The 19,933-nt window shown below is 62.3% G+C and carries 21 protein-coding genes; 9 read left to right on the plus strand and 12 right to left on the minus strand.

The features are described from left to right. Positions 1-2: 2 nt before the first annotated feature. From BLO97_RS00475 to BLO97_RS00490, 4 genes are read right to left on the minus strand one after another with little or no spacing between them, the layout of a single operon-like run. Positions 3-755: an N-formylglutamate amidohydrolase gene (locus BLO97_RS00475; protein ID WP_092223906.1), complete on the minus strand. Its 753-nt coding sequence runs from the start codon at positions 753-755 to the stop codon at positions 3-5. Next, entirely contained in the window at positions 739-2,091 is a 1,353-nt protein-coding gene (locus BLO97_RS00480) for a type I glutamate--ammonia ligase (RefSeq protein ID WP_092344389.1), read from the minus strand. Before BLO97_RS00480 ends, BLO97_RS00475 begins: the two co-directional genes overlap by 17 nt. Further along, the gene (locus BLO97_RS00485; protein WP_092344391.1) at positions 2,088-2,732 is read right to left on the minus strand and encodes a cysteine hydrolase family protein; all 645 of its coding nucleotides are present in this window, start codon (positions 2,730-2,732) and stop codon (positions 2,088-2,090) included. Before BLO97_RS00485 ends, BLO97_RS00480 begins: the two co-directional genes overlap by 4 nt. Positions 2,733-2,734: 2 nt before the next feature. Continuing rightward, the gene (locus tag BLO97_RS00490) at positions 2,735-3,589 is read right to left on the minus strand and encodes a MurR/RpiR family transcriptional regulator (protein ID WP_057447774.1); all 855 of its coding nucleotides are present in this window, start codon (positions 3,587-3,589) and stop codon (positions 2,735-2,737) included. Between the two features lie 299 nt (positions 3,590-3,888). Here BLO97_RS00490 and BLO97_RS00495 point away from each other — a divergent pair, with 299 nt between their 5' ends. Together BLO97_RS00495 and cobF are read left to right on the plus strand one after the other, a co-directional pair. Continuing rightward, on the plus strand, positions 3,889-4,467 hold the full coding sequence (locus tag BLO97_RS00495; protein WP_092223910.1) for a histidine phosphatase family protein: 579 nt from the start codon (positions 3,889-3,891) through the stop codon (positions 4,465-4,467). After that, complete coding sequence (gene cobF, locus BLO97_RS00500) at positions 4,464-5,222, plus strand: precorrin-6A synthase (deacetylating) (protein WP_092344393.1); 759 nt, start codon at positions 4,464-4,466, stop codon at positions 5,220-5,222. Before BLO97_RS00495 ends, cobF begins: the two co-directional genes overlap by 4 nt. A 169-nt stretch (positions 5,223-5,391) precedes the next feature. Here cobF and ftrA read toward each other — a convergent pair whose 3' ends face one another. Further along, positions 5,392-6,351, minus strand: coding sequence for a transcriptional regulator FtrA (ftrA, locus tag BLO97_RS00505; RefSeq protein ID WP_092145468.1), 960 nt, complete (start codon positions 6,349-6,351; stop codon positions 5,392-5,394). Positions 6,352-6,452: 101 nt separating this feature from the next. Between ftrA and BLO97_RS00510 the strand changes: the two genes are divergently transcribed. Beyond that, positions 6,453-6,887, plus strand: a complete 435-nt coding sequence (locus BLO97_RS00510; protein ID WP_092344395.1) for a rhodanese-like domain-containing protein — start codon at positions 6,453-6,455, stop codon at positions 6,885-6,887. Positions 6,888-7,263: 376 nt separating this feature from the next. Here BLO97_RS00510 and BLO97_RS00515 read toward each other — a convergent pair whose 3' ends face one another. Beyond that, positions 7,264-7,548 carry a fructose-bisphosphate aldolase gene (locus tag BLO97_RS00515; protein WP_092344397.1) on the minus strand — a complete coding sequence of 95 codons (285 nt, stop codon included), beginning with the start codon at positions 7,546-7,548 and terminating at the stop codon, positions 7,264-7,266. A gap of 1,109 nt (positions 7,549-8,657) precedes the next feature. On the opposite strand from BLO97_RS00515, the gene BLO97_RS00525 reads away from it, so the two are divergent. From BLO97_RS00525 to BLO97_RS00535, 3 genes are all read left to right on the plus strand, one after another. After that, on the plus strand, positions 8,658-9,437 hold the full coding sequence (locus BLO97_RS00525; RefSeq protein WP_014339257.1) for an ABC transporter substrate-binding protein: 780 nt from the start codon (positions 8,658-8,660) through the stop codon (positions 9,435-9,437). 108 nt (positions 9,438-9,545) lie between these two features. Next, complete coding sequence (locus BLO97_RS00530) at positions 9,546-10,658, plus strand: succinylglutamate desuccinylase/aspartoacylase family protein (protein WP_092344399.1); 1,113 nt, start codon at positions 9,546-9,548, stop codon at positions 10,656-10,658. A 64-nt stretch (positions 10,659-10,722) separates the two neighbouring features. Beyond that, the gene (locus tag BLO97_RS00535; RefSeq protein WP_092145476.1) at positions 10,723-11,439 is read left to right on the plus strand and encodes an alpha/beta hydrolase; all 717 of its coding nucleotides are present in this window, start codon (positions 10,723-10,725) and stop codon (positions 11,437-11,439) included. Between the two features lie 120 nt (positions 11,440-11,559). On the opposite strand, the gene BLO97_RS00540 is transcribed toward BLO97_RS00535, so the two are convergent. Further along, entirely contained in the window at positions 11,560-12,147 is a 588-nt protein-coding gene (locus tag BLO97_RS00540; protein ID WP_092223920.1) for a DcrB/PsbP domain-containing protein, read from the minus strand. A gap of 138 nt (positions 12,148-12,285) precedes the next feature. Beyond that, positions 12,286-13,215 (minus strand): LysR family transcriptional regulator, encoded by a 930-nt coding sequence (locus BLO97_RS00545; protein WP_092344401.1) that lies wholly within the window; start codon positions 13,213-13,215, stop codon positions 12,286-12,288. Positions 13,216-13,357: 142 nt separating this feature from the next. On the opposite strand from BLO97_RS00545, the gene BLO97_RS00550 reads away from it, so the two are divergent. Further along, positions 13,358-13,960 carry an NADPH-dependent F420 reductase gene (locus BLO97_RS00550; RefSeq protein ID WP_092145707.1) on the plus strand — a complete coding sequence of 201 codons (603 nt, stop codon included), beginning with the start codon at positions 13,358-13,360 and terminating at the stop codon, positions 13,958-13,960. Between the two features lie 59 nt (positions 13,961-14,019). Here the strand turns inward: BLO97_RS00550 and BLO97_RS00555 are convergent, their stop codons facing one another. The 3 genes from BLO97_RS00555 to BLO97_RS00565 all read right to left on the minus strand — a co-directional run bounded on the left by BLO97_RS00555 (position 14,020) and on the right by BLO97_RS00565 (position 16,565). Then, on the minus strand, positions 14,020-14,304 hold the full coding sequence (locus BLO97_RS00555) for a hypothetical protein (RefSeq protein ID WP_063322077.1): 285 nt from the start codon (positions 14,302-14,304) through the stop codon (positions 14,020-14,022). Between the two features lie 238 nt (positions 14,305-14,542). Then, positions 14,543-15,568 (minus strand): purine-nucleoside phosphorylase, encoded by a 1,026-nt coding sequence (locus tag BLO97_RS00560; protein WP_092344403.1) that lies wholly within the window; start codon positions 15,566-15,568, stop codon positions 14,543-14,545. A 46-nt stretch (positions 15,569-15,614) separates the two neighbouring features. Continuing rightward, positions 15,615-16,565, minus strand: coding sequence for a nucleoside-specific channel-forming protein Tsx (locus BLO97_RS00565; protein ID WP_092344405.1), 951 nt, complete (start codon positions 16,563-16,565; stop codon positions 15,615-15,617). A gap of 299 nt (positions 16,566-16,864) precedes the next feature. Between BLO97_RS00565 and selD the strand changes: the two genes are divergently transcribed. Both selD and mnmH read left to right on the plus strand, forming a co-directional pair. Beyond that, positions 16,865-17,899 carry a selenide, water dikinase SelD gene (selD, locus tag BLO97_RS00570; RefSeq protein ID WP_092344407.1) on the plus strand — a complete coding sequence of 345 codons (1,035 nt, stop codon included), beginning with the start codon at positions 16,865-16,867 and terminating at the stop codon, positions 17,897-17,899. Further along, positions 17,899-19,002 (plus strand): tRNA 2-selenouridine(34) synthase MnmH, encoded by a 1,104-nt coding sequence (mnmH, locus tag BLO97_RS00575; RefSeq protein WP_092344409.1) that lies wholly within the window; start codon positions 17,899-17,901, stop codon positions 19,000-19,002. The genes selD and mnmH overlap by 1 nt, the downstream gene beginning before the upstream one ends. Before the next feature lie 131 nt (positions 19,003-19,133). On the opposite strand, the gene BLO97_RS00580 is transcribed toward mnmH, so the two are convergent. Next, complete coding sequence (locus BLO97_RS00580; RefSeq protein WP_092145488.1) at positions 19,134-19,808, minus strand: histidine phosphatase family protein; 675 nt, start codon at positions 19,806-19,808, stop codon at positions 19,134-19,136. Positions 19,809-19,933: the final 125 nt, after the last annotated feature.

Raw genomic sequence — 19,933 nt, forward strand, 5'->3', positions numbered from 1 at the left:
TTCTACAGCAATGGGGCCAGGTAAGCGCTCCAGGTCCGTACCGCCTCGGGGCTGCGCAGTTGGTCGTTGCGCACTTCGATCAACACCGAATCCAGGCCGCGGGCATCGCCGTGCACCGGGACGGTCATGTCGGTCAAGGGGTTGATCTTGTAGGGCTGGTTGCCTGCCGCGCGCAGCGAGTGCCGGCTCAGCCCGTCGACGATGCGTTGGGCATAATCCTTGGCTTCGCCGAACAGCACGCCAGCTTCCAGCGCGCGCGGTTGACCATAGAACACCGGGGTGAAGCTGTGGATGCCCACCACGCGCACCGACCGGTTGGCGGCCAGGCGCTGGTCGATCAACGCGCGTAGTCGGTCATGAAAAGGGTGGAACAGGCACTGGCGGCGATATTCGCGCGTAGGCTCGTCCAGAGCCTGGTTGCCCGGCACCTGATAGATCTCGCTCTGGGGCGGAATGCTGTCCGGTACGTGCAGCGGACGGTTGAGGTCGATCAACAGCCGTGAATAATTGGCCGTCAGCAAGGTCGCGCCAAGGGTTTCGGACAGGCGTTCGGCCAGGGCCAGGGCACCGATGTCCCAGGCGATGTGCTCCTGGGAGGCCGTTTCATCCAGGCCCAGATCGTTCAGCGCCGCGGGAATGAAGCGGCTGGCGTGTTCGCACACCAGCAGCACCGGGTGTTCGGATTCCTCCCGGACCAGTCGGTAGGGCGGCCTGGTGTAGAGGCCCGTTTCAGCACACTCAATAGATTCGTGCATAGTGCTCACAACGCTCGGCAGGTGACAGCGCCTCGGTCAAGGCCAGCTCCTGGGCCTTCAAGGCGAAATAGGTGTCGACCAGCGGGCCGGGCAGGGTCTCGAGCAGCGCCCCGCTGTGGCGCAGGCAGTCCAGTGCCTGGGCCAGGGTTGTCGGCAGGGCGATAATGCCACGGGCACGACGTTGTGCTTCATCCAGCTCATCGGGTATTTGATCGGTGACAGCGTTTAATGCCAGCCGTTGCTGGATGCCCAGTCGCCCGGCAATCAACAGCGCCGCCATCGCCAGGTGCGGCGAGGCGGTGGCGTCCATGGCGCGGAACTCCAGGTTGTACTGGTTCGCCAGCGGTTTGCCGCTCAGGCTCACGGTCGGGCAGATGCGCAGCGCCGCTTCGCGGTTGCGCTGTCCCAGGCACGCATAGGATGCGCTCCAGTGATGAGGTTGCAGGCGCTCGTAGGACACCGGCGTCGGCGCGGTCAGCGCACACAGTGCCGGCAGATAGTGCAACACACCCGCGGCCCAATGCTGGCCGAGGCTGGACAAACCGTTGCTGCTGGCGGCGTCATGCAGCACCGGGTCCGCGCCCAGGTCTTGCAGGCTCAGGTGCAAATGTACGCCGTTGCACACGGCATGTTCCGAAACCTTGGGGGCGAAGCTCACGTCCAGGCCCATTTGCCGGGCGATCTCACGGGTGATTTCCCGTACGTTCACCGCCCGATCGGCAGCGGCCACGCCCAGGGTCGGGCGGCAGGTGATCTCGTATTGCTGCTTGCCGTATTCCGGCAGGAACATTTCCGGCTCGACACCGCCGGCCCGCAGGGCACTGAGCAACCAACCGGCGAATTCGGCCTGCTGGCGCTGGGCCTGGAGGCTGAAGGCCAGGCGATCAGGCTGCGCAGGCGTGGCAACCAGGTTGAATTCATGTTCGAACGCGGCGAAAACCTGCAAGCCCAGTTCGATGCGATAACGCTCCACTTCGTCCTGCAACAGCGTGCGCGGGCAGGCGCTCCAGGGCCGGCCGTCGGTCTCGCGCACATCGCAATGGATAAAGTCGAGGACGGGCGCCTGGGCGTCGGGACCGTTGTTGACGGTCACCCGGCTAGACAGGTCCGGCACCAGCCGCAGGTCGCCATAAGCGCCCCAAGGGTTGGTCGAAGCGATGATGTCCTGGGGCGTCAGTGCGCTGTTGGCCGGCACCCAGCCACAGCCAGCGGTGACGTAGTGGGGCAACTCATCACTGGGAAACGAGCGCCCACGGGTCACGCCGATCAGGTCGGTGGTCACCAGGGTCGTCACGGGCAACGGGGCGAGGACGGCGGCAGGATCGAGGCGGCTCATGGCTGCATCTCCTGCAAACGCGCGAGCACGGTGTCGGTATCGGTGATCCAGCAATAGCCCTTGATCGCGTTCAGGCACGCCAGGTGCCGTTGTTCGGTGTAGGTGGCGCAGGCATCTTCCACCAGCGTGACCAGGTAGCCACGATCGGCGGCGTCGCGCACGGCCATGTCGACGCACTGGTCGGTGACGATGCCGGCGACGATCAAGTGGCGGGTCTGCAGGTTGCGCAGCACGTAGTCGATGTTGGTGGAATTGAAAACCCCGGAGGAGGTCTTGGGCAGCACGATTTCGTTTTCCAGCGGCGCCAGTTCGGCAATGATCTGCGCCTCGGGGCTGCCCTTGGGCAGGTGCATGTCCGACAGCTTGTGATCCAGGGAACGGTCGCGGCCATCGGCGGTGAGGCTTTCGATGTGGGTGTGCAACACGTTGTGCTGTGCTTCGCGCATCGCGTTGAGCAAGCGCTGCTGGTTGGGGATGACCTGCTGGCGGGCCCGCTGGATGAAATACTCGGCCTCGCGGGCGTGCAGGTGGGCGTCGAATTGCGGTTCCAGCCAGGCGCGTTGCATGTCCACTAGCAGCAAGGCGGTGTGCTGGCAGGTGAACGGCAGATCCCGGGGCGAGCGGTGGGGGAGCGAGAACATCCTTATTTTTCCTCCAGCAGGTGCGTGTTGAATTCCGTGCGCAAGGCATCGATGCCTTCCAGGCGTTCGGCCAGCTCGGGGCATTGCAGGGTCAGGCAGGCAATCAGCGCCTCGACCTGGGCCAGTGCCGGCACCAGGCTGTCGAAGGCCGAGATCGACTCCACCGGGGCGCTGATGATCAGGTCGGCCAGCTCGCGCAATGGCGAAGCGTAGACGTCGCTGAACAGCACGACCCGGGCGTGGCGCTCCTTGGCCGCGCTGGCCACGCGCAGGGCCTGGGCCTGGTAGCGGCGGTAATCGAAGATCAGCACCACATCCTGGCGCTGCACGTCGAATAGCCGGTCAGGCAGTTGGGCGTTGTCTTCCAGGGCAAAACAGCCGGCGCGCAACAGACGCAAATGATTGAGCAGGTAGTGGGCCAGGAAGCTGCTGAAACGCCCGCCGAAGCAATGTACCTGATGGCGGCTGTCGAGCAACCACTGCACGAGAATGCGCACGTCTTCGGGTTGGGTCAGGGCCTGGGTGTCGATGAGGTGGCGTTGACTGGCGGCCAGGTACTGGCTCCAGGTATCGCCTTGCTGCAATTTGGCCCGCGGTTTCAACAGGGTGCGAGGGGAGCGCAGGCGATGGTCCATGTCACTGAGCAGTGCATCCTGGAATTCGGCGTAACCGCCAAACCCGAGTTTTTTCACCAGTCGCACGATAGTCGGGTCGCTGACGCCGGCATGGTCTGCCAGGCGTGACATCGGGCCGAGGCCGTTGCGTGGGTAGTGATCGAGCAGGGCACGTACGACCTTGCGTTCCGACGGCGTCAAAACCAGGCCGGGATCGGTGATCAGGTCTCTGAGAGGTGGCATCCGTGCTCCTTGCCAGGATGGGTGTTGAATTTCTTTCATAACTCCTGAAAACAGTATTTATGTAGCTGGTGCTACATGTCCAGTGGTTTTTACGTTCCGTTTAAAATGCTCCAGTATTGTGCGAAACCCTTGTAGGAGTTGGTCTCGGCTGGGTAGACCGGGTATGTCAGTTGATGCTTCTGGCGATGTCGGACATAACGCCTTTTTGTCTCACTTATTTGATTTCGTATAAGGTGCTGTACAACTAAGTGCGTGAATATCCCGTCCATGCGACTCTCCCGATTGTCTGAGAATCCAGTGTGCAAGCCACTCGTCTGACCTTGATCTGCCACGCCCGCACCGCCGCCCAGAAGCAGGCGCGCTTTGGCCTGGACGAACCGCTGGATGCCGACTGGCTGGCACGCCGCGCGCAGGTCGGGCACCGCTACCGAAATGTCCGGCAACTGCTGTGCGGGCCGGAACTGCGCACGCGCCAGACCGCTGCCTTGTTCGGCGACGAGCCCGAGCAGGACCTGGCCCTGGCCGATTGCGATCTGGGACGCTGGCGCGGGTTGTCCATCGATGACTTGCTCCAGGCTGAACCGCAAGCCCTGCAGAGTTGGCTCGACGATGCCGAGGCGGCTCCCCATGGTGGTGAATCTGTCGCCCAGTTGTGCCGCCGTGTCGGGAATTGGCTGGCCAGTCTGGAAACCCGGCCAGGACATCTGCTGGCCGTCACCCACCCCTTCGTGATCCGCGCCGCCCTGGTGAATGTCTTGGGCTGCCCGGCCGCTACATTCAACCGGATCGACATTGAACCCTTGTCCACCCTCGAATTGCGTTTCAACGGCGTATGGCGTTTACGCACCCAGGGACCTGACCAGGAGTCGCCGCGATGAAGACGTTGTCAGTCATTGGCGTTGGGGCCGGCGATCCGGATCAGCTGACGATGCAGGCAGTGAAAGCCTTGAGCCGCTTGGACGTGGTCTTCCTCATGGACAAGGGGCCGGCCAAGGACAAACTGTTGGATCTGCGGCGCGAAGTCTGTCGGCGCTACATCGTTGATCGCACCTACCGTTTCGTCGAAGCCTACAGCCCGGAACGCCAACGCGGCGGCCTGGACTACACGGACAGCGTCGAAGCATTGAACCGGGCTAAACAGGCCACCTTCGAACGCTTGATCAATGAAGAACTGTCCGACGGTCAACGGGGTGGTTTTCTGGTGTGGGGCGATCCGGCGTTGTACGACAGTACCGTGCGCATCCTGCAGGCGATCCTCAAGGCGGGCCGCTGCGCCTTCGAGTTCGAGGTGATCCCCGGCATCTCCAGCGTCCAGGCCCTGGCCGCCCGGCATAAAGTGCCGTTGAACAGCATTGGCGGTTCGCTGGAAATCACCACCGGACGCCGGTTGGCGGCGGGGCAGGTAGGCGACGCGACGAGTGTGGTGGTGATGCTCGATGCCGAGGACGCTTATCGCCAGGTGAGCGATCCCGATACGCACATCTATTGGGGAGCCTATGTGGGGACGCCGGATGAAATCCTTATCGCTGGCCGCCTGGGGGATGTGGCCGATGACATCGAGCGCACCCGCAAGGCTGCGCGGCAGGCGCATGGGTGGATCATGGATACCTATCTACTGCGCAGACCTCAATGAAGCCGACACTCCACCTGTGGCGAGGGGATTTATCCCCGCTGGGGCGCGAAGCGGCCCCAATAACCCCGACAAAACTTGCCTGACAAACTGAGAGGGCTGCTTCGCAGCCCAACGGGGATAAATCCCCTCGCCACAACAGTGTTCGACAGTCCCATTGACTAGGCTGACTTCACCCCCGCCCAAACCGCTCCCGATACACCGACGGCGCCAACCCCACGACGTTGCGAAACGCCACACGAAAGCTTTCCACCGAGCGGTAGCCACACAGCTGCGCGATGTTGTCGGTGTTGTCCCCGCTGCTTTCCAGCAACTCGCGGGCCCTGGCCAGGCGTTCATGTTGCAGCCAGGTCTTGGGCGACACGCCGCAGGCCTGGGTGAAATGGCGCAGGAAGGTGCGTTCGCTCATGGCCGCCTGGCTGGCCAGTTCGCGCACCCCGAGGGGTTCGTGCAGGCGTTCGCGGGCCCATTGCATGACACTCGACAGGTCACTGCGTGGCGTGCGGCTGACCGGTGAGGGAATGAACTGCGCCTGGCCGCCCGTACGTTGCGGCGACATCACCAACCGGCGTGCCACGGCGTTGGCGACCTGGACGCCATAGTCCCGTGCCACCAGGTGCAGGCAGGCATCGATACCGGCGGCGCTGCCCGCCGAGGTGATGACCTGTCCTGAATCCACGTACAGCACATCCGGGTCTACTCGCACGGCCGGAAAGCTTGCGGCCAGTTCGTCGGTGTAGCGCCAATGAGTCGTGGCGCCCAGGCCATCGAGCAGCCCGGCGGCAGCGAGTACGAAGGCTCCGGAGCAGATCGACAGCAGGCGCGCACCACGGGCGTGGGCCCTGTGCAGTGCCTCGAGCAGCGCCTGGGACGGTGGCTCGCTGCGGTTGCGCCAGCCTGGCACGACAATGGTCCGGGCGGTTTCGAGCAGTTCCATGCCGCCATCGGCCAATACCTGAAAGCCGCCCATGGCACGCATCGGGCCGTCATCGACCGCGACGATCCGATGCGTGTACCAGGGGAAATCGAATTCCGGTCGCTCCAATCCGAAGATCTCGACGGCGACACCGAATTCGAACGTGCACAGGCCGTCGTAGGCGAGGATTGCGACCAGACCAGGGGGAGACTGCATTTGGCGGAAAATTCCCACAGAGTGTCTTGTGCGCCACTGTAGCGGTATGCGCCGAGGGGATAAAGTCTCTTCACGCCTTATCTATCCTGGAGTACACGCCCATGACCAGCCTGGTTCGCGAAGTGCCTGCTGCCCCCTCCGATATCGCCCTGCAGCATTTCAGCCGTCGCCTGACATTCGAAACCGATTGTTCCGACGTTCACGCCAGCCAACAGGCCGGCGATGTCGATTTTGTGCTGGTGGATGTACGCGGACCACTGGCCTACGAACGCGGCCACGTCCCCGGGGCGATCAACCTGCCAACCCGTACACTCACCGCCCAGGCACTGGCCGCCTATGCCAAGACCACCCTGTTCGTGGTGTATTGCGCTGGTCCGCATTGCAATGGCGCGAACAAGGCGGCGGTGCGTCTGGCGACCTTGGGGTATCCGGTGAAGGAGATGATTGGCGGGGTTATGGGGTGGCTCGATGAGGGCTTTCGTCTGAATGGTCTTGTGGAGCGTGTGGCGGATCAGGCTATCCGTTGTGATTGCTGATTTGGTTTTTATAGTTTGTGTGTATATCCGTTGCTGCGGTAACGGCCACTTAGGGTTCCGCCCTTACGGCGTCTCACTTTTGAGAAGCGCAAAAGTAAGCAAAACGCTTTAGCCCCACCACTCGGTGCCTCGCCTAGGCTCGGCATGCCCGAACGTAGGCATTGCTCCGTGGGCCCGCCGCGAAGGACCATCCATGGTCCAGCGCGGCTACCTCGGCATCCATGCCGAGGTGCCCACTGCGCAATACCTACGTTCGGCCAGCGTGGTTAACGGGGCGCCGAGATCAACGTCCGCCGCGAGGCGGCCTGATAGCCGGCCTGGTTTGGGGTGAACGCATTCCTCCTGTGGGAGCGGGCTCGCTCCTACCAGAGGCGCTTTACTGTCCTTCAAGCCCGCGCTGTTCAATTACCCCAAAAACATCCGCCACATCCTGGACCATGATCCGGGCGATGTTGGTGACGGTATTGATGTCGGTCTCGGCTGAGTCGCGCAGGGTCGTGCAGGCCATGAGCGTCAGGTAGTCGAGGGTGGCGTGCAGGCGTTCGCTGACGCAGGCATGGAGTTCGGGTAATGGGGCCGTTTTATCGATGAACAGGACGGGGTGGGTGGTGGCGATTGGGGTTAGCGGGGTGAAGCGGCGGAACGATTGTTCGGTAGTCATAGTAAATCCCTAACTCAAGAGAAAATTTTCCACCGTTTTGCTGCGAAACAATTGGGTGGCAGCCATGTGCGGGTTCGCAGACCGAGGAGTTAGGACTCGGCAGACCCGAAGATCTCCCACACACAGCCGCCATGAAAAGCCGAACGTAGGCGCGAATGCCTATGCCGATTCTTGACGGTTGTGATTCTAACTCACCAGGGCTGCGAAACCCTCCCACTGACCAAAGCCAGCAGGTGAACCGAACTATAGAAGGGGATTTTTGAGGCAACAACCGACCTGTAGGACGCCCACAAATCTCGTGGCGAGGGAGCTTGCTCCCGCTCGGTGGCGCAGCCGCCGTAAAGTCGGGACATGCGGTGGGCCTGACAGAAAGAGAGGACTGCTTCGCAGTCCAGCGGGAGCAAGCTCCCTCGCCACGGAGAGCAGATTCCTACGAGATTTTCAGAAGGCCAGGGGAAGCAATTGATTTCAGAAATGGAACGCGGAGCGTCCCTGGCGGCATTCCCACGGAGCGTGGGAACGATCAAATCAAAACCTGTGGGAGCAGCTTGCTCGCGATGAGGCCAGCCCATTCAACCTCTTCATCGACAGTGACATCGCCTTCGCGAGCAAGCTCCCACAGGAGAAACGCGTTCATTCTAAGCCAGGTCGGCTATAAGGCCGCCTCGCTTCGGCTTTTGATCTTAGGCGCCCCGTTAAACCACGCTGGCCGAACGCAGGCATTGTGGAGTGGGCATCCCGGCATGGATGCCGGGATAGCTGCGCTGGGCCATGGATGGCCCTTCGCAGCGGGCCCACGGAGCAATGCCGGAGTGAGGGCACACCGAGCCTAGGCGAGGTGCCGAGTGGTGGGGCAGAGCGTTTTTGGTTACTTTTGGCGCTCTTCCAAAAGTGACCCGCCGTAAGGGCGGAACCCTAAGTGGCCGTTACCGCAGCAACGGATATACACACAAATCAAGCTGTTTTCGTAACTATTTGTCGCCTCAACACAATTCCCCTGCTGAGCACCCCTCTAGACTCCCGCCCACTTCGGTGCCTCGCTGACCGAACGCTGCCTACGAATCTGCCAATAATTGCCAATAAAAACCCCTGCACACTCAGGAGCGAAAATGAAGAAACTAGCCATGTTCGGTGCCCTGGCACTGTCCGTATTGTCCCTGTCGGCCGTGGCCGAAGACGCCAAGCCGATCCGTCTCGGGATCGAAGCTGGTTATCCGCCTTTTTCGATGAAAACCCCCGACGGCAAGCTGACCGGCTTCGATGTCGATATCGGCGACGCCCTCTGCGAGCAGATGAAGGTCAAGTGCACCTGGGTCGAGCAGGAGTTCGATGGCCTGATCCCCGCGCTGAAAGTGAAGAAGATCGATGCGATCCTGTCGTCCATGACCATCACCGACGATCGCAAGAAAAACGTCGATTTCACCATCAAGTACTACCACACCCCGGCGCGGTTCGTAATGAAGGAAGGCTCCGAGGTCAAGGACCCGCTGACCGAGCTCAAGGGCAAGAAAGTCGGTGTGCTGCGTGCCAGCACCCACGACCGTTTCGCCACCGAAGTGCTGGTGCCTGCCGGGATCAACCTGGTGCGCTACGGCTCCCAGCAGGAAGCCAACCTGGACATGGTCGCCGGTCGCCTCGACGCCATGCTGGCCGACTCGGTCAACCTCGACGACGGTTTCCTGAAGACCGATGCCGGCAAAGGCTTTGCCTTCGTGGGCCCGACCTATGAAGACGCGAAATATTTCGGCGGTGGCGCCGGCATTGCGGTGCGCAAGGGCGATAAGGCCCTGGCCGATAAATTCAACGCCGCCATCAGCGAAATCCGCGCCAATGGTACGTACAAGAAGGTGCAGGACAAATACTTCGCCTTTGATGTCTACGGGCATTAATCGGTAGGCGCTGCCGAAGGCTGCGATCTTTTTGAGGCTCAAGGGGCTGAGCAAAGATCGCAGCCTCGTTGCACTCGACAGCTCCACACCTAGTCATTCGGAGATTTCATGCAACGCATCGACCATACCCTGCCATGGAGCCACCTGGGCACTGAGCGCCGGCTCAGTGTGTTTCGTTACGGCCATGGCCCGCGCAAGGTTTATATCCAGGCCAGTCTGCACGCCGACGAACTGCCGGGCATGCGTACTGCCTGGGAGCTGAAGCAGCGGCTCAACGACCTCGAGGCGCAAGGCCTGCTCAAAGGGGTGATCGAGCTGGTGCCGGCGGCCAATCCCATCGGCCTGGATCAACATCTGCAAAGCGCTCACATGGGGCGTTTCGAGTTGGGCAGTGGCAAGAATTTCAACCGCTCTTTCGTGGAGCTCAGTGCACCGGTGGCGCAACGCATCGGTGATCGCCTGGGTGACGACCCGGCCGCCAATATCACCTTGATCCGCCAGACCATGGCCCAGGTTCTCGACGACCTGCCGGCGCCGCCTTCGCAACTTGAAGCGCTGCATCGCCTGCTGCTGCGCCATGCCTGCGACGCCGACATCACCCTGGACCTGCATTGCGATTTCGAGGCTGCGATCCACTTGTATGCCTTGCCGCAACAGTGGCCGCAATGGCGCTCCCTGGCCGCACGCCTGAAGGCCGGGGTCGCGTTGCTGAGTGAAGATTCCGGTGGCAGTTCGTTCGATGAGTCCTGCTCCTCACCCTGGTTGCGCCTGGCCAAAGCCTTTCCTGCGGCGGCGATCCCGGCGGCGAACCTGGCGACGACACTGGAGCTGGGCAGCATGGGTGACACCCGCGTGGAACAGGCCCAGGCCAGTTGTGAAGCCATTCTCGGGTTCCTGGCTGAGCAAGGTTTCATTGGCGGGGATTGGCCGCCCGCGCCGGCGCAATGTTGTGAAGGCTTTCCGTTCGAAGGCACTCAATACCTGTTCGCGCCGCACCATGGCGTGGTGAGCTTTCTGCGTGAAGCCGGTGAGTGGGTGGAGCGCGGCGATCCGCTGTTCGAAGTGGTCGATCCATTGAATGATCGGGTCACCATCGTGCGGGCCGGCACCAGTGGCGTGCTGTTTGCCCTGGACCGCGGGCGCTACACCCAGCCGGGTATCTGGCAGGCAAAAGTCGCCGGGCGTGAGCCGATTCGAACGGGGAAATTGATCAACGACTGATAAGTGCTGTCTACCTCACCGCACGCTTCTTGTCGTGCGGCTATCGAACGATGGAGGAAGATCGATGTTCAAAGCGCTCGCCCTGTTTCTATTGCTGGTCTCGTCCGGGTTGCAGGCCCAACCCTCGCTGCACACGGACTTGCCGCTCAACTACCTGGCCCAAGTCGATGAGCAGGTTCGGAACCGACCGCTGGTGATCTTCCTGCACGGTTCCGGCAGCAACGAACAGGACCTGTTCGCACTCAAGGACGAGTTGCCGCGCGATTACAACTACCTCTCGGTGCGGGCGCCGAAGAGTATGGAACAGGACCGTTATCAGTGGTTCGCGAAACAGGGCGACGGTGCCTACGACGGTGACACCTCGGACTTGAAGGCCAGCGGCCAGGTGCTGCTGGACTTCATCGACAAGGCTCGGGCCAAGTACTCGACCGATCCGAGCAAGGTCTACCTGGTCGGGTTCAGCCAGGGCGCGATGATGAGCTACGAAGTGGCCCTGCGACATCCCGAAGCCGTTGGCGGTATTGCCGCAATGGGTGGGCGGGTCCTGTCGGTGCTGCGGGCGGAACTGACCCCCGATGAACCGCGCCGGACACTGGCGGTGTTCATCGGCCATGGCACGGCAGACCCGATCATTCCCTACCACGATGGCACCGAGGCCAACAGCTTCCTGAAGACCCTGGCGCTGGAACCGGAATTCCATGCCTACCCGGGTGTGGGCCACAGCATCAGCGCCCTGGAAGTGCAGGACCTGCGGGCCTGGCTGGAGCGGCTCAATCCCTGATCACTGTAAATCCCTGTGGGAGTGAGCTTGCTCGCGATAGCGGTGGGTCAGCTTGCATCAAAGTTGGGTGTACCGACGCCATCGCGAGCAAGCTCGGCTCCCACATGTTCTGGGGGGCGCTTATTGACCGCTGGCGATCTGCTTCACCAACGCCTCATGACCGGCCTTGTCACTGGCCCGGGAGATGATTTGCACCACCGCCATGCGCGTGCCGGAGGCAGCCAGCAACGTGGTGTCGAGGGTTGGCCCGCCGCCCTGGGTGGCGCTGGTGTCGATCTGGCGCAGGCCCAGGCCGGTGCCTTTCTGGGTCAGGCTTTTTGCGCTCAGGATCTTGGCGTCCGGCAGCGCTGTGGTTCGCTGTGCCGCGAAGTCTCCCATGGTGGTGTCGAGGAACGCGCCATCGTCGTCCTTCACGTTCGCGCCGTTGATGATGGTGTTCTCCGCCGCGATCACCACGGTCCGGCTGGTGGCATTGCTGTACATCGTCCCCGTCGCGCCAGCGGTACCTTGGGCGGCCTCTCCGGCGGGCAATGGTGTTGCGATGAACCCCTTGGGCAAGGTGAAGACGAACTTGCCGCCCAGCATCGAAACCTTCTGCGCCGCTGCATTGCCGGCGGCTTTGGACGGGGCCGCCTGGGCAGGCGCCAGGACCAGAGCGGCGATGGCCGCCAGCAGCAGGGCGGCGGCATGTTTACTCAGCAATGACATTGAAACTCTCCACGGTGGTCGCGCTTGGAGGCCGATCATCCCATGGGCGCCATGCCTGACTCCAGCGTCCGTGGCGAATGGGCCGGTCATCGCGGTGCCGGGGCGGAGCGCGCTTGATCGGCACCCTCATCCGGGCGCTCAAACCGCTCCGGCACTGAAGCGCCGGGCCAACGACTCGCGCTCGAAGTGCTCGGTGATGAAATCGATAAAGGCGCGGGTCTTGGCCGGCATCAGCGTGCGGCTGGGGTAGTAGAGCGAAATCACCCCCAGGTCCACATACCAATCCGGTAACAGCCGCACCAGTTCGCCGCGCTCCAGCCAGGGCAGGGCGTCGGGCACCACCAGCAGGGCCACGCCCAGGCCGAGCAAGGCGGCCTCACGCATGGCAACGGGGTCATTGAAGATCATGGACTCGTTCAGTTGCACGGCGGATTCGCGCCCGGCGGCGTTGCGCAACACAGTCTGGCGTACCCGGCCAGTACGGCTGGCCCGCAGCACGATGTTGTCCAGGCCGGCCAGGTCTTCGGGTTGCCGGGGCAGGGCGCGCTCGCCCAGATAGGCTGGGCTGGCGACGGCAATCAGGTGAGCGGGCGCCAGGGTGCGCGATACTACCCCGGGCGTCAGTGTGAAGCCGCCTCCGATGGCCGCGTCGAAACCTTCGGCGATCAGGTCGACCGGGCGGTTTTCGAAATGCCAGTCCGGCCGGATCAGCGGGTAGCGAGCCAGCCATTGCGGCATCAACGGCAGTACCTGGCCGATACCGAAACTTGGCGAAAGGCTGACGCGCAAGACGCCGGCCGGTTCGCCGCGCTCCGTGGTCACCGCACCAATGGCCGCCTGCAGGGCGTGCAAGTTGCCACCGATGCTGGCCAGGAAATGTTCTCCCGTTTCGGTCAGGGACAGCTTGCGGGTCGAGCGCTGGAACAACCGCACCCCCAGATTGCGCTCCAGCATCGCCACGTTGCGGCTCACGGCAGCGGGCGTCAGGGCAAGCAACCGCGCGGCCGCCGAAAAACTGCCGGTTTCGGCGCTGCGGACAAAGCATTCGAGGTTGGCGAGGCTTTCCATGGCATGGACCTGATAGTAATGCTTGAAAATGATTCGCCATATTACCGGCTAATCAGAATGTAATGGCAAGGGCACCATGCACCTCAACGGCGGACATTACCGCCAGGCTTATCCAACCTTGAGGACACAAAACATGAGCAGCATCGACACCATCGGCATCATTGGCGCCGGCGCCATCGGCAGTGCTTTCGCCCGCGCCCTGGCCCGCCAGAACATCAACGTAGTGATTGCCAACAGCCGTGGCCCGCAAAGCCTGGCCGAGCTTGTGGCTGATCTCGGTCCTAGCGTACGCGCCGGCACCGTGGAGGAAGCCGCCGCCCAGCCGATGGTGCTGGTGGCGGTCAACTGGTCGAAGTTGCCCCAGGCGCTGGGCGGTTTGCCGGATTTTGCCGGGCGAATCGTGATCGACGCCAACAACGCGATCGAAGTGCCGGGGTTCAAGGCCGTGGATCTCCAGGGCCGGGCCTCGACCGAGGTGTTCAGCGAGTGGGTGCCGGGCGCACGGGTGGTCAAGGCCTTCAATCATCTGCTGGCGCGCCTGCTGGAGGCAGACCCGACGTCCGAAGGCGGCAAGCGGGTGCTGTTCCTGACCGGTGACGACGCGCAGGCACGGGGTGAAGTCGCGCAGTTGATCGAGCGCCTGGGCTTTTTCGGGGTGGACCTGGGCCCCCTGAGTGTCGGCGCGCGCTTGACCCAATTCCCGGGCGGCCCGCTGCCGGTGCTGAACCTGGTCAAGTTCGACTGAGCACTTCGCGATATACGTAAGGACCCGCTCGATCACCGTGGGAACCCGGCCTGGAGCACTCAGTCGGGTTCCACGTCCAATTGCAGGCTGTCGTCGGCCAGGCGCTTCGTACTTCGCACGATGCCGCTCAGGTGCCGGCCCTCGGCGTAGAACGTCACGATCTGGGCCTTGTCCAGGTCGTCCGGCATCGGTGGATGAACGTGCAACACGAACCACACCGGTTTGTCGTCGTCGAGGTGCTTGACCTCGTACTGACAGTTGATGCTTTTGGTATTGCGACCAAGCAGCGTGTCGAGACCGTAGTCAAGGTGAGTGCTGTCGACGGAGGATCGGGCGAGAGGCATCGGCGGTCTCCTGGGTACGCGCGGTTGATGTTCAAATGATCCCGCCCGGGATGGAAAATTCCATTGGGTGATCTGTAGAGATTAGCCCCAACTTCTGCCGTTCTCATTTTCCCTGTGGCGAGGGAGCTTGCTCCCGCTCGGCTGCGAAGCAGCCGCAAAAAGCCGGGGCCGCTACGCGACCCAGCGGGAGCAAGCTCCCTCCGCCACAGGGGGCCATTCCAAACAGGCACTCGTCAGATCAGACGCCAGGCACGCCGTCCTTCCACACCGACCAGTTCTTCACAATGTCCTGCACCAGCGGGTTGCCGGTGCGGAACAGGTTTTCCAACGCCGGGACGAACGCGCCCTGGTCGGCGTATTTGAGCAGGTTGTCCACTTCGTTGCCGCCGGGCTCGGGGCGGTCGAAATCGGACCCGGCCCGCAGCACGGCCAGCCGGTTGATGTCCACCCGACCTTCGCGGCTGGCGCGGAGCAAGGCCTCGTAGGTGGAATTGTCTTCCTGTTGGGTGGTGCAGTAGACGCCTTTGTTGTCGGTGAGCAGGCGCGTCCAGACTTCGGCGCGCTCGCTCAGGCGCGTACCGGAGAACCAGGTGTTACCGGCCAGGGTGTCGCAGCGGGTCACCACCGGCGGCTGGCTGGCCGGGGCATACGGATACTTCAAGCGCCAGGCCGCCGATTCCTTGCTTTCCGCCAAGGTCACCTTCTGGCTGAGGGCAAAGGCCTTGGCTTGCAGGGCCGGGTTGAGTTCGAAGACTTCCGTCTTGTAGTCCAGCGGCGGTTTTTCGTTCGGCCCCTTGGTGTTGATGCCCAGGTAACCGGTAGGCCAGTCCTTGGGCACATCCCGCGAATCCAGCTCCCATTGGGTGCCGAACTCCACCAGGTAATGGGCCCAGGCGGTTGTGCCAAGCGTGCCGTGGTGCGGGTTGATGCCGGCGATCCCGGCCACCAGGAAATAGCTTTTGCGCAGGTCGACGGTCGGGGAGAGCGCCAGGGCCAGGGTCGAAGCCGCCGCGTTGGTCTGGCCCATGCCGGTAATCAGCAGGCAGACCCGTTCGGCATTGCAGCGGATCGTCGGGTATTCGGCGGAAAGTCCCGGCACGCGGATTTCAGTCTTGAGTTCGAGGCGATCGATCCAGTTCTGCGCTTCAGGAGCGAACATCGTGATCAGCATCACTTTGGGTTGAAGTGGCGGTGCGGCCCCGGCGGTCGAGCAGAACAGAGCCGTGCAGGCCAGGCCGATTGAAATAGACAGGCGATTGATCATGTATTCGTGACCTCCATGGATTCGAAGTGGTGCTTCTACAGCTTGCTCAGAATTGATAGCCAACCCCGGCGTAGTATCCCCAGCCATCGGAGCGGGCGCGGAAGTTGCCGTCGCCAAAGTTAAGCTCACTGCCGTCCTGCCAGTTGCCGCCGTTGTGGAAGTAACGGCCCACCAGCGTAAAGCGCAGGTGCGTGAACGAATACAGCAAAACGTTGGTGGCGACCGTCGCGTTGGCGGTGCGGGCGGGGTTGTCCTTGTGCAGGTCCGAACCGAAGTCGAAGTTGGTGAAACCAATGTAAGTCAGGGATGCGCCGTTGCTGAACTGGCTGATCGGCACGATGTATTTGAGCTGGGCGCGGTAGCCGTCCCAGGAGTATTCATTGCTGGCGCCATAGTTTTCCCATTGATAACGGCCATAGAAGTTGGCCGACAGGTTGACCCTCGAGTGGGTGTCGATGTCGGTGCCCAGCCCGCTGTACAAGGTGTTCGCGCGATTGGCGCTGTTGCTGCCGTGATCGTAGATCCAGTCGAACGCCACATACCATTCCTTGAACGGCCCGATGGCCAGGCTGCGGCCGGCCAGGTAGTCGATGGAAATACGCGGTTCGTGCTCCATGAACACGGGAGAACCGTGGTCCCACACCCCTTTGTCGTGACTGTTGCCAATGTTGAAAATCTTTGGAATGTCGACGTAGCCATAGAGCTCGAAGGGCCCTTTGCGTCCGAAGTATTCATATTCCAGGTAGACATCGTCGACCGGTTGCGGGCCGAAGCTGATGTCCTTGCTGCCGATGAGCGTCAGGTCCTGGTTGTACCAGTCCGACAGGTAGGCGCCTTTTTTCGAGGGGTTGGCCTCGGGGCTGAGGGCTTCGCCCTGGGCGGACGCCTCGGCGGTCTGGGCTTGGGTCGTGGTGCTGAGTAGTCCGGTAACGGCGGTCAGTAGCAGGGCGGCTGTCAATACGCCGGGTGTAGCGCGACACCGGGAAGTGCAGTGCATGGAAAGTCCTTGTTCGTGCGGGCCGAAGCCCGGGTTCCGTGGATAAGAAAAACCATCGATCCGCTGGGTAGGATCGATTGCGCAAACGTTTGCACATGTCGTACCAATTTTTTGTATTGGCTTGAAATGCATGGGGTTCAGGCTTTTTTCCTGTCGTGTTGGTCAGGCTCGGTGCACCGAATTCGGCAGTGTCGGGTGAAGGGGCACCAACGTGTTGCAGGGGGCATGTGATCGACGCGGCACTGAGGCGGTGGCGTTGCTGATAGAATCGGCCATCTTGACTGACCAGAGGTATGCCCATGAGCGAGCCGATTCGCCTGACCCAGTACAGCCACGGTGCCGGTTGCGGCTGCAAGATTTCGCCCCAGGTACTGGAAGTGATCCTGGCCGGCAGCGGTGCGCAGAACCTTGATCCCAATTTGTGGGTCGGCAATGCGTCCCGGGACGATGCTGCGGTGTACGCCATCGACGAGGAGCGCGGGGTGGTCTCGACCACCGATTTTTTCATGCCGATTGTCGATGATCCTTTCGATTTCGGTCGCATCGCCGCCACCAATGCCATCAGCGATATCTACGCCATGGGCGGTGACCCGCTGATGGCCATTGCGATTCTCGGTTGGCCCGTCAACGTATTGGCCCCGGAAATTGCTCGGGAAGTGATTCGTGGCGGTCGCTCCGTGTGCGACGAGGCCTGTATTCCCCTGGCCGGCGGGCATTCGATCGACGCGCCTGAGCCGATTTTCGGCCTGGCGGTCACAGGCCTGGTGCAAAAGCGCCATATGAAACGCAACGACACGGCCACCGCCGGTTGCCGCCTGTACCTGACCAAGCCCCTGGGCATCGGCATCCTCACCACGGCGGAAAAGAAAGGCAAGCTGCGCGCCGCCGATGTCGGCCTGGCCCGTGACTGGATGTGTACCCTCAACAAACCTGGCAGCCGCTTCGGCAAGCTCGACAGTGTGACGGCGATGACCGACGTCACCGGTTTCGGCCTGCTCGGTCACCTGGTGGAAATGGCCGACGGCAGCCAACTGACCGCGCGCATCCGCTATGACGCGGTGCCACGCCTGCCGGGTGTCGAGTACTACCTCGACCAGGGGTGTGTGCCGGGCGGTACGCTGCGCAACTACGACAGCTACGCCAGCAAGGTCGGTCGGCTCCAGGAACTGCACAAGCGCGTGCTGTGTGACCCACAGACCAGCGGTGGCCTGCTGATTGCCGTCACCCCGGAAGGCGAAAGTGAGTTCCTGCGGGTTGCCGCTGAACTCGGGCTGGCGCTGGAACCTATCGGCGAACTGGTCGAGCGACAGGGTTACGCGGTCGAGGTGTCTTGATGAGCCATGACCTCACCGATTACCGCGATATCTTCCTCAATGACCGGCCGATGATGGACACACGCGCCCCGGTCGAATTCATCAAGGGCGCCTTCCCCGGCGTGGTCAATCTGCCGTTGATGACCGACAGCGAACGGCAACGCGTCGGCACCTGCTACAAACAGCAGGGGCAGCAGGCGGCCATTGTCCTGGGGCATCAGTTGGTGTCCGGTGAAATCAAGGCCGAACGCATCCAGGCCTGGGCCGAGTTCGCCAAGACCCATCCCGACGGTGTGCTGTATTGCTTTCGCGGCGGCTTGCGTTCGCAGATCGTCCAGCAGTGGCTCAAGGACGAAGCGGGCATTGACTACCCCAGGGTCGGCGGTGGCTACAAGGCCATGCGCAGCTTTTTGCTGGACACGGTCGAACAGGCGGTTGCCCAGTGCGACCTGGTGCTGCTGGGCGGCATGACCGGCACCGGCAAGACCGAAGCGCTGGCTCAACTGAGCAACAGCCTGGATCTGGAAGGTTATGCCAACCATCGCGGTTCCAGCTTCGGCAAACGCGCCACCGGCCAGCCTTCCAACATCGATTTTGAAAACCGCCTGGCCGTGGACGTACTGAAAAAACGCGCCAGCGGCATCGAACAATTCGTGCTTGAGGATGAGAGCCGTGCGGTCGGCAGTTGCGCCTTGCCGCTGCCTTTGTACCAGCGCATGCAGCAGGTTCCGATGGTCTGGCTGGAAGACAGCCTGGAGCATCGGGTCGAACGGATCCTGCAGGATTACGTCATCGACCTGTGCGCTGAATTTGTCGCCGTACATGGCGACGAAGGTTTCGCACTGTTTTCCGAGCGATTGCTGGCAAGCCTGGACAACATCCACAAGCGCCTGGGCGGTGACCGTCACCGGCGCTTGAAGGACATCCTGGAAACTGCCCTGGCCGAGCAGGCCCACAGCGGTGCCGTCGACGTGCATCGCGGTTGGATCGAGGGTTTGCTGCGTGAGTATTACGACCCGATGTACGTGTTCCAGCGGGAAAAGAAGGGCTTGCGGATCGAGTTCTCGGGAGAGCAGGCGGCGGTGCTGGAATATCTGCGGGAGCGGGCGGCCCGGGGAGGGTGACCACAGGTTCGGCATCCACCCTCAACTCTGTGGGAGCGGGCTTGCTCGCGAAAGCGGTGGATCAGTTGGCGGTGATGCCGACTGCCATCGTCTTCGCGAGCAAGCCCGCTCCTGCAGGGCGTGGCGACTGATCAGGTCGGGCAGGTCTTCTGGCCATTATCCAGGCCCTGCTTGTAGCTCTGGCTGGTGAGGCTGGCCTTGCCGTTGTGCCAGGTCAGGGTCAGCACGTACAGCGAGTCAAAATCGCCTGACGCCCAGTCATCGGTAATGGTTTGCTTCTTGCCCACCGCCTCTGCGGCGACCGTGTTGATCAGTTCCGGCAGGTAGCCATGGGACCAGGCGGTATAGATGGTGGCGTTGTGGTACTTGTCGTGCAGCAGTTCCTCAGCCAGGTCGCTGGTGTCGTTGGCCGAATAATTGATGTTCACCGGCAACCCGAGCTTGATGGCGCTGGGGCTGATGGTCATCAGCGGGCGAATATAGCTATAGGAATTGTCCAGCTCGCCCTCTTCGACATTGCGGGTCGGGTTGGCCGCGAACACGTAGTCGGCCTTGCCGAATTTTTCCGGCAGCAGGGTGGCCAGGTCGATGGCGCGGTTGAGACCCTGGCAGTTGAGCTGGCCCAGGCCACCGGCGGGTTTCTCGGCATGACGCAGGAACACCAGGGTCTGCACGCCGTCGGCTGGTTGGGCGCGGCTGATGCTGGATTCCAGCGCCAGCCCCAGGCCACAGACCACAAGCAGCGTCGGCAGCAGCAGCCACGAGCGGTGTTTGAAGCGTCTGGCGAAATTCAGTGGGTTCATCATCGAATAGTTATTCTTCAGCACTCTTGAGTCAGGCTGACAAACCCTGGCACCGCGAAGCGGCTGGCCTCGGGTGTTTTCCCTGTCGTTACGCCGCGTTGAATCCTCGGGGGCATTGCTCAGAGTCT

Origin of the sequence: Pseudomonas sp. NFACC05-1 (assembly GCF_900100135.1) — a bacterium.
Classification (GTDB): Bacteria; Pseudomonadota; Gammaproteobacteria; order Pseudomonadales; family Pseudomonadaceae; genus Aquipseudomonas; species Aquipseudomonas fluorescens_Q.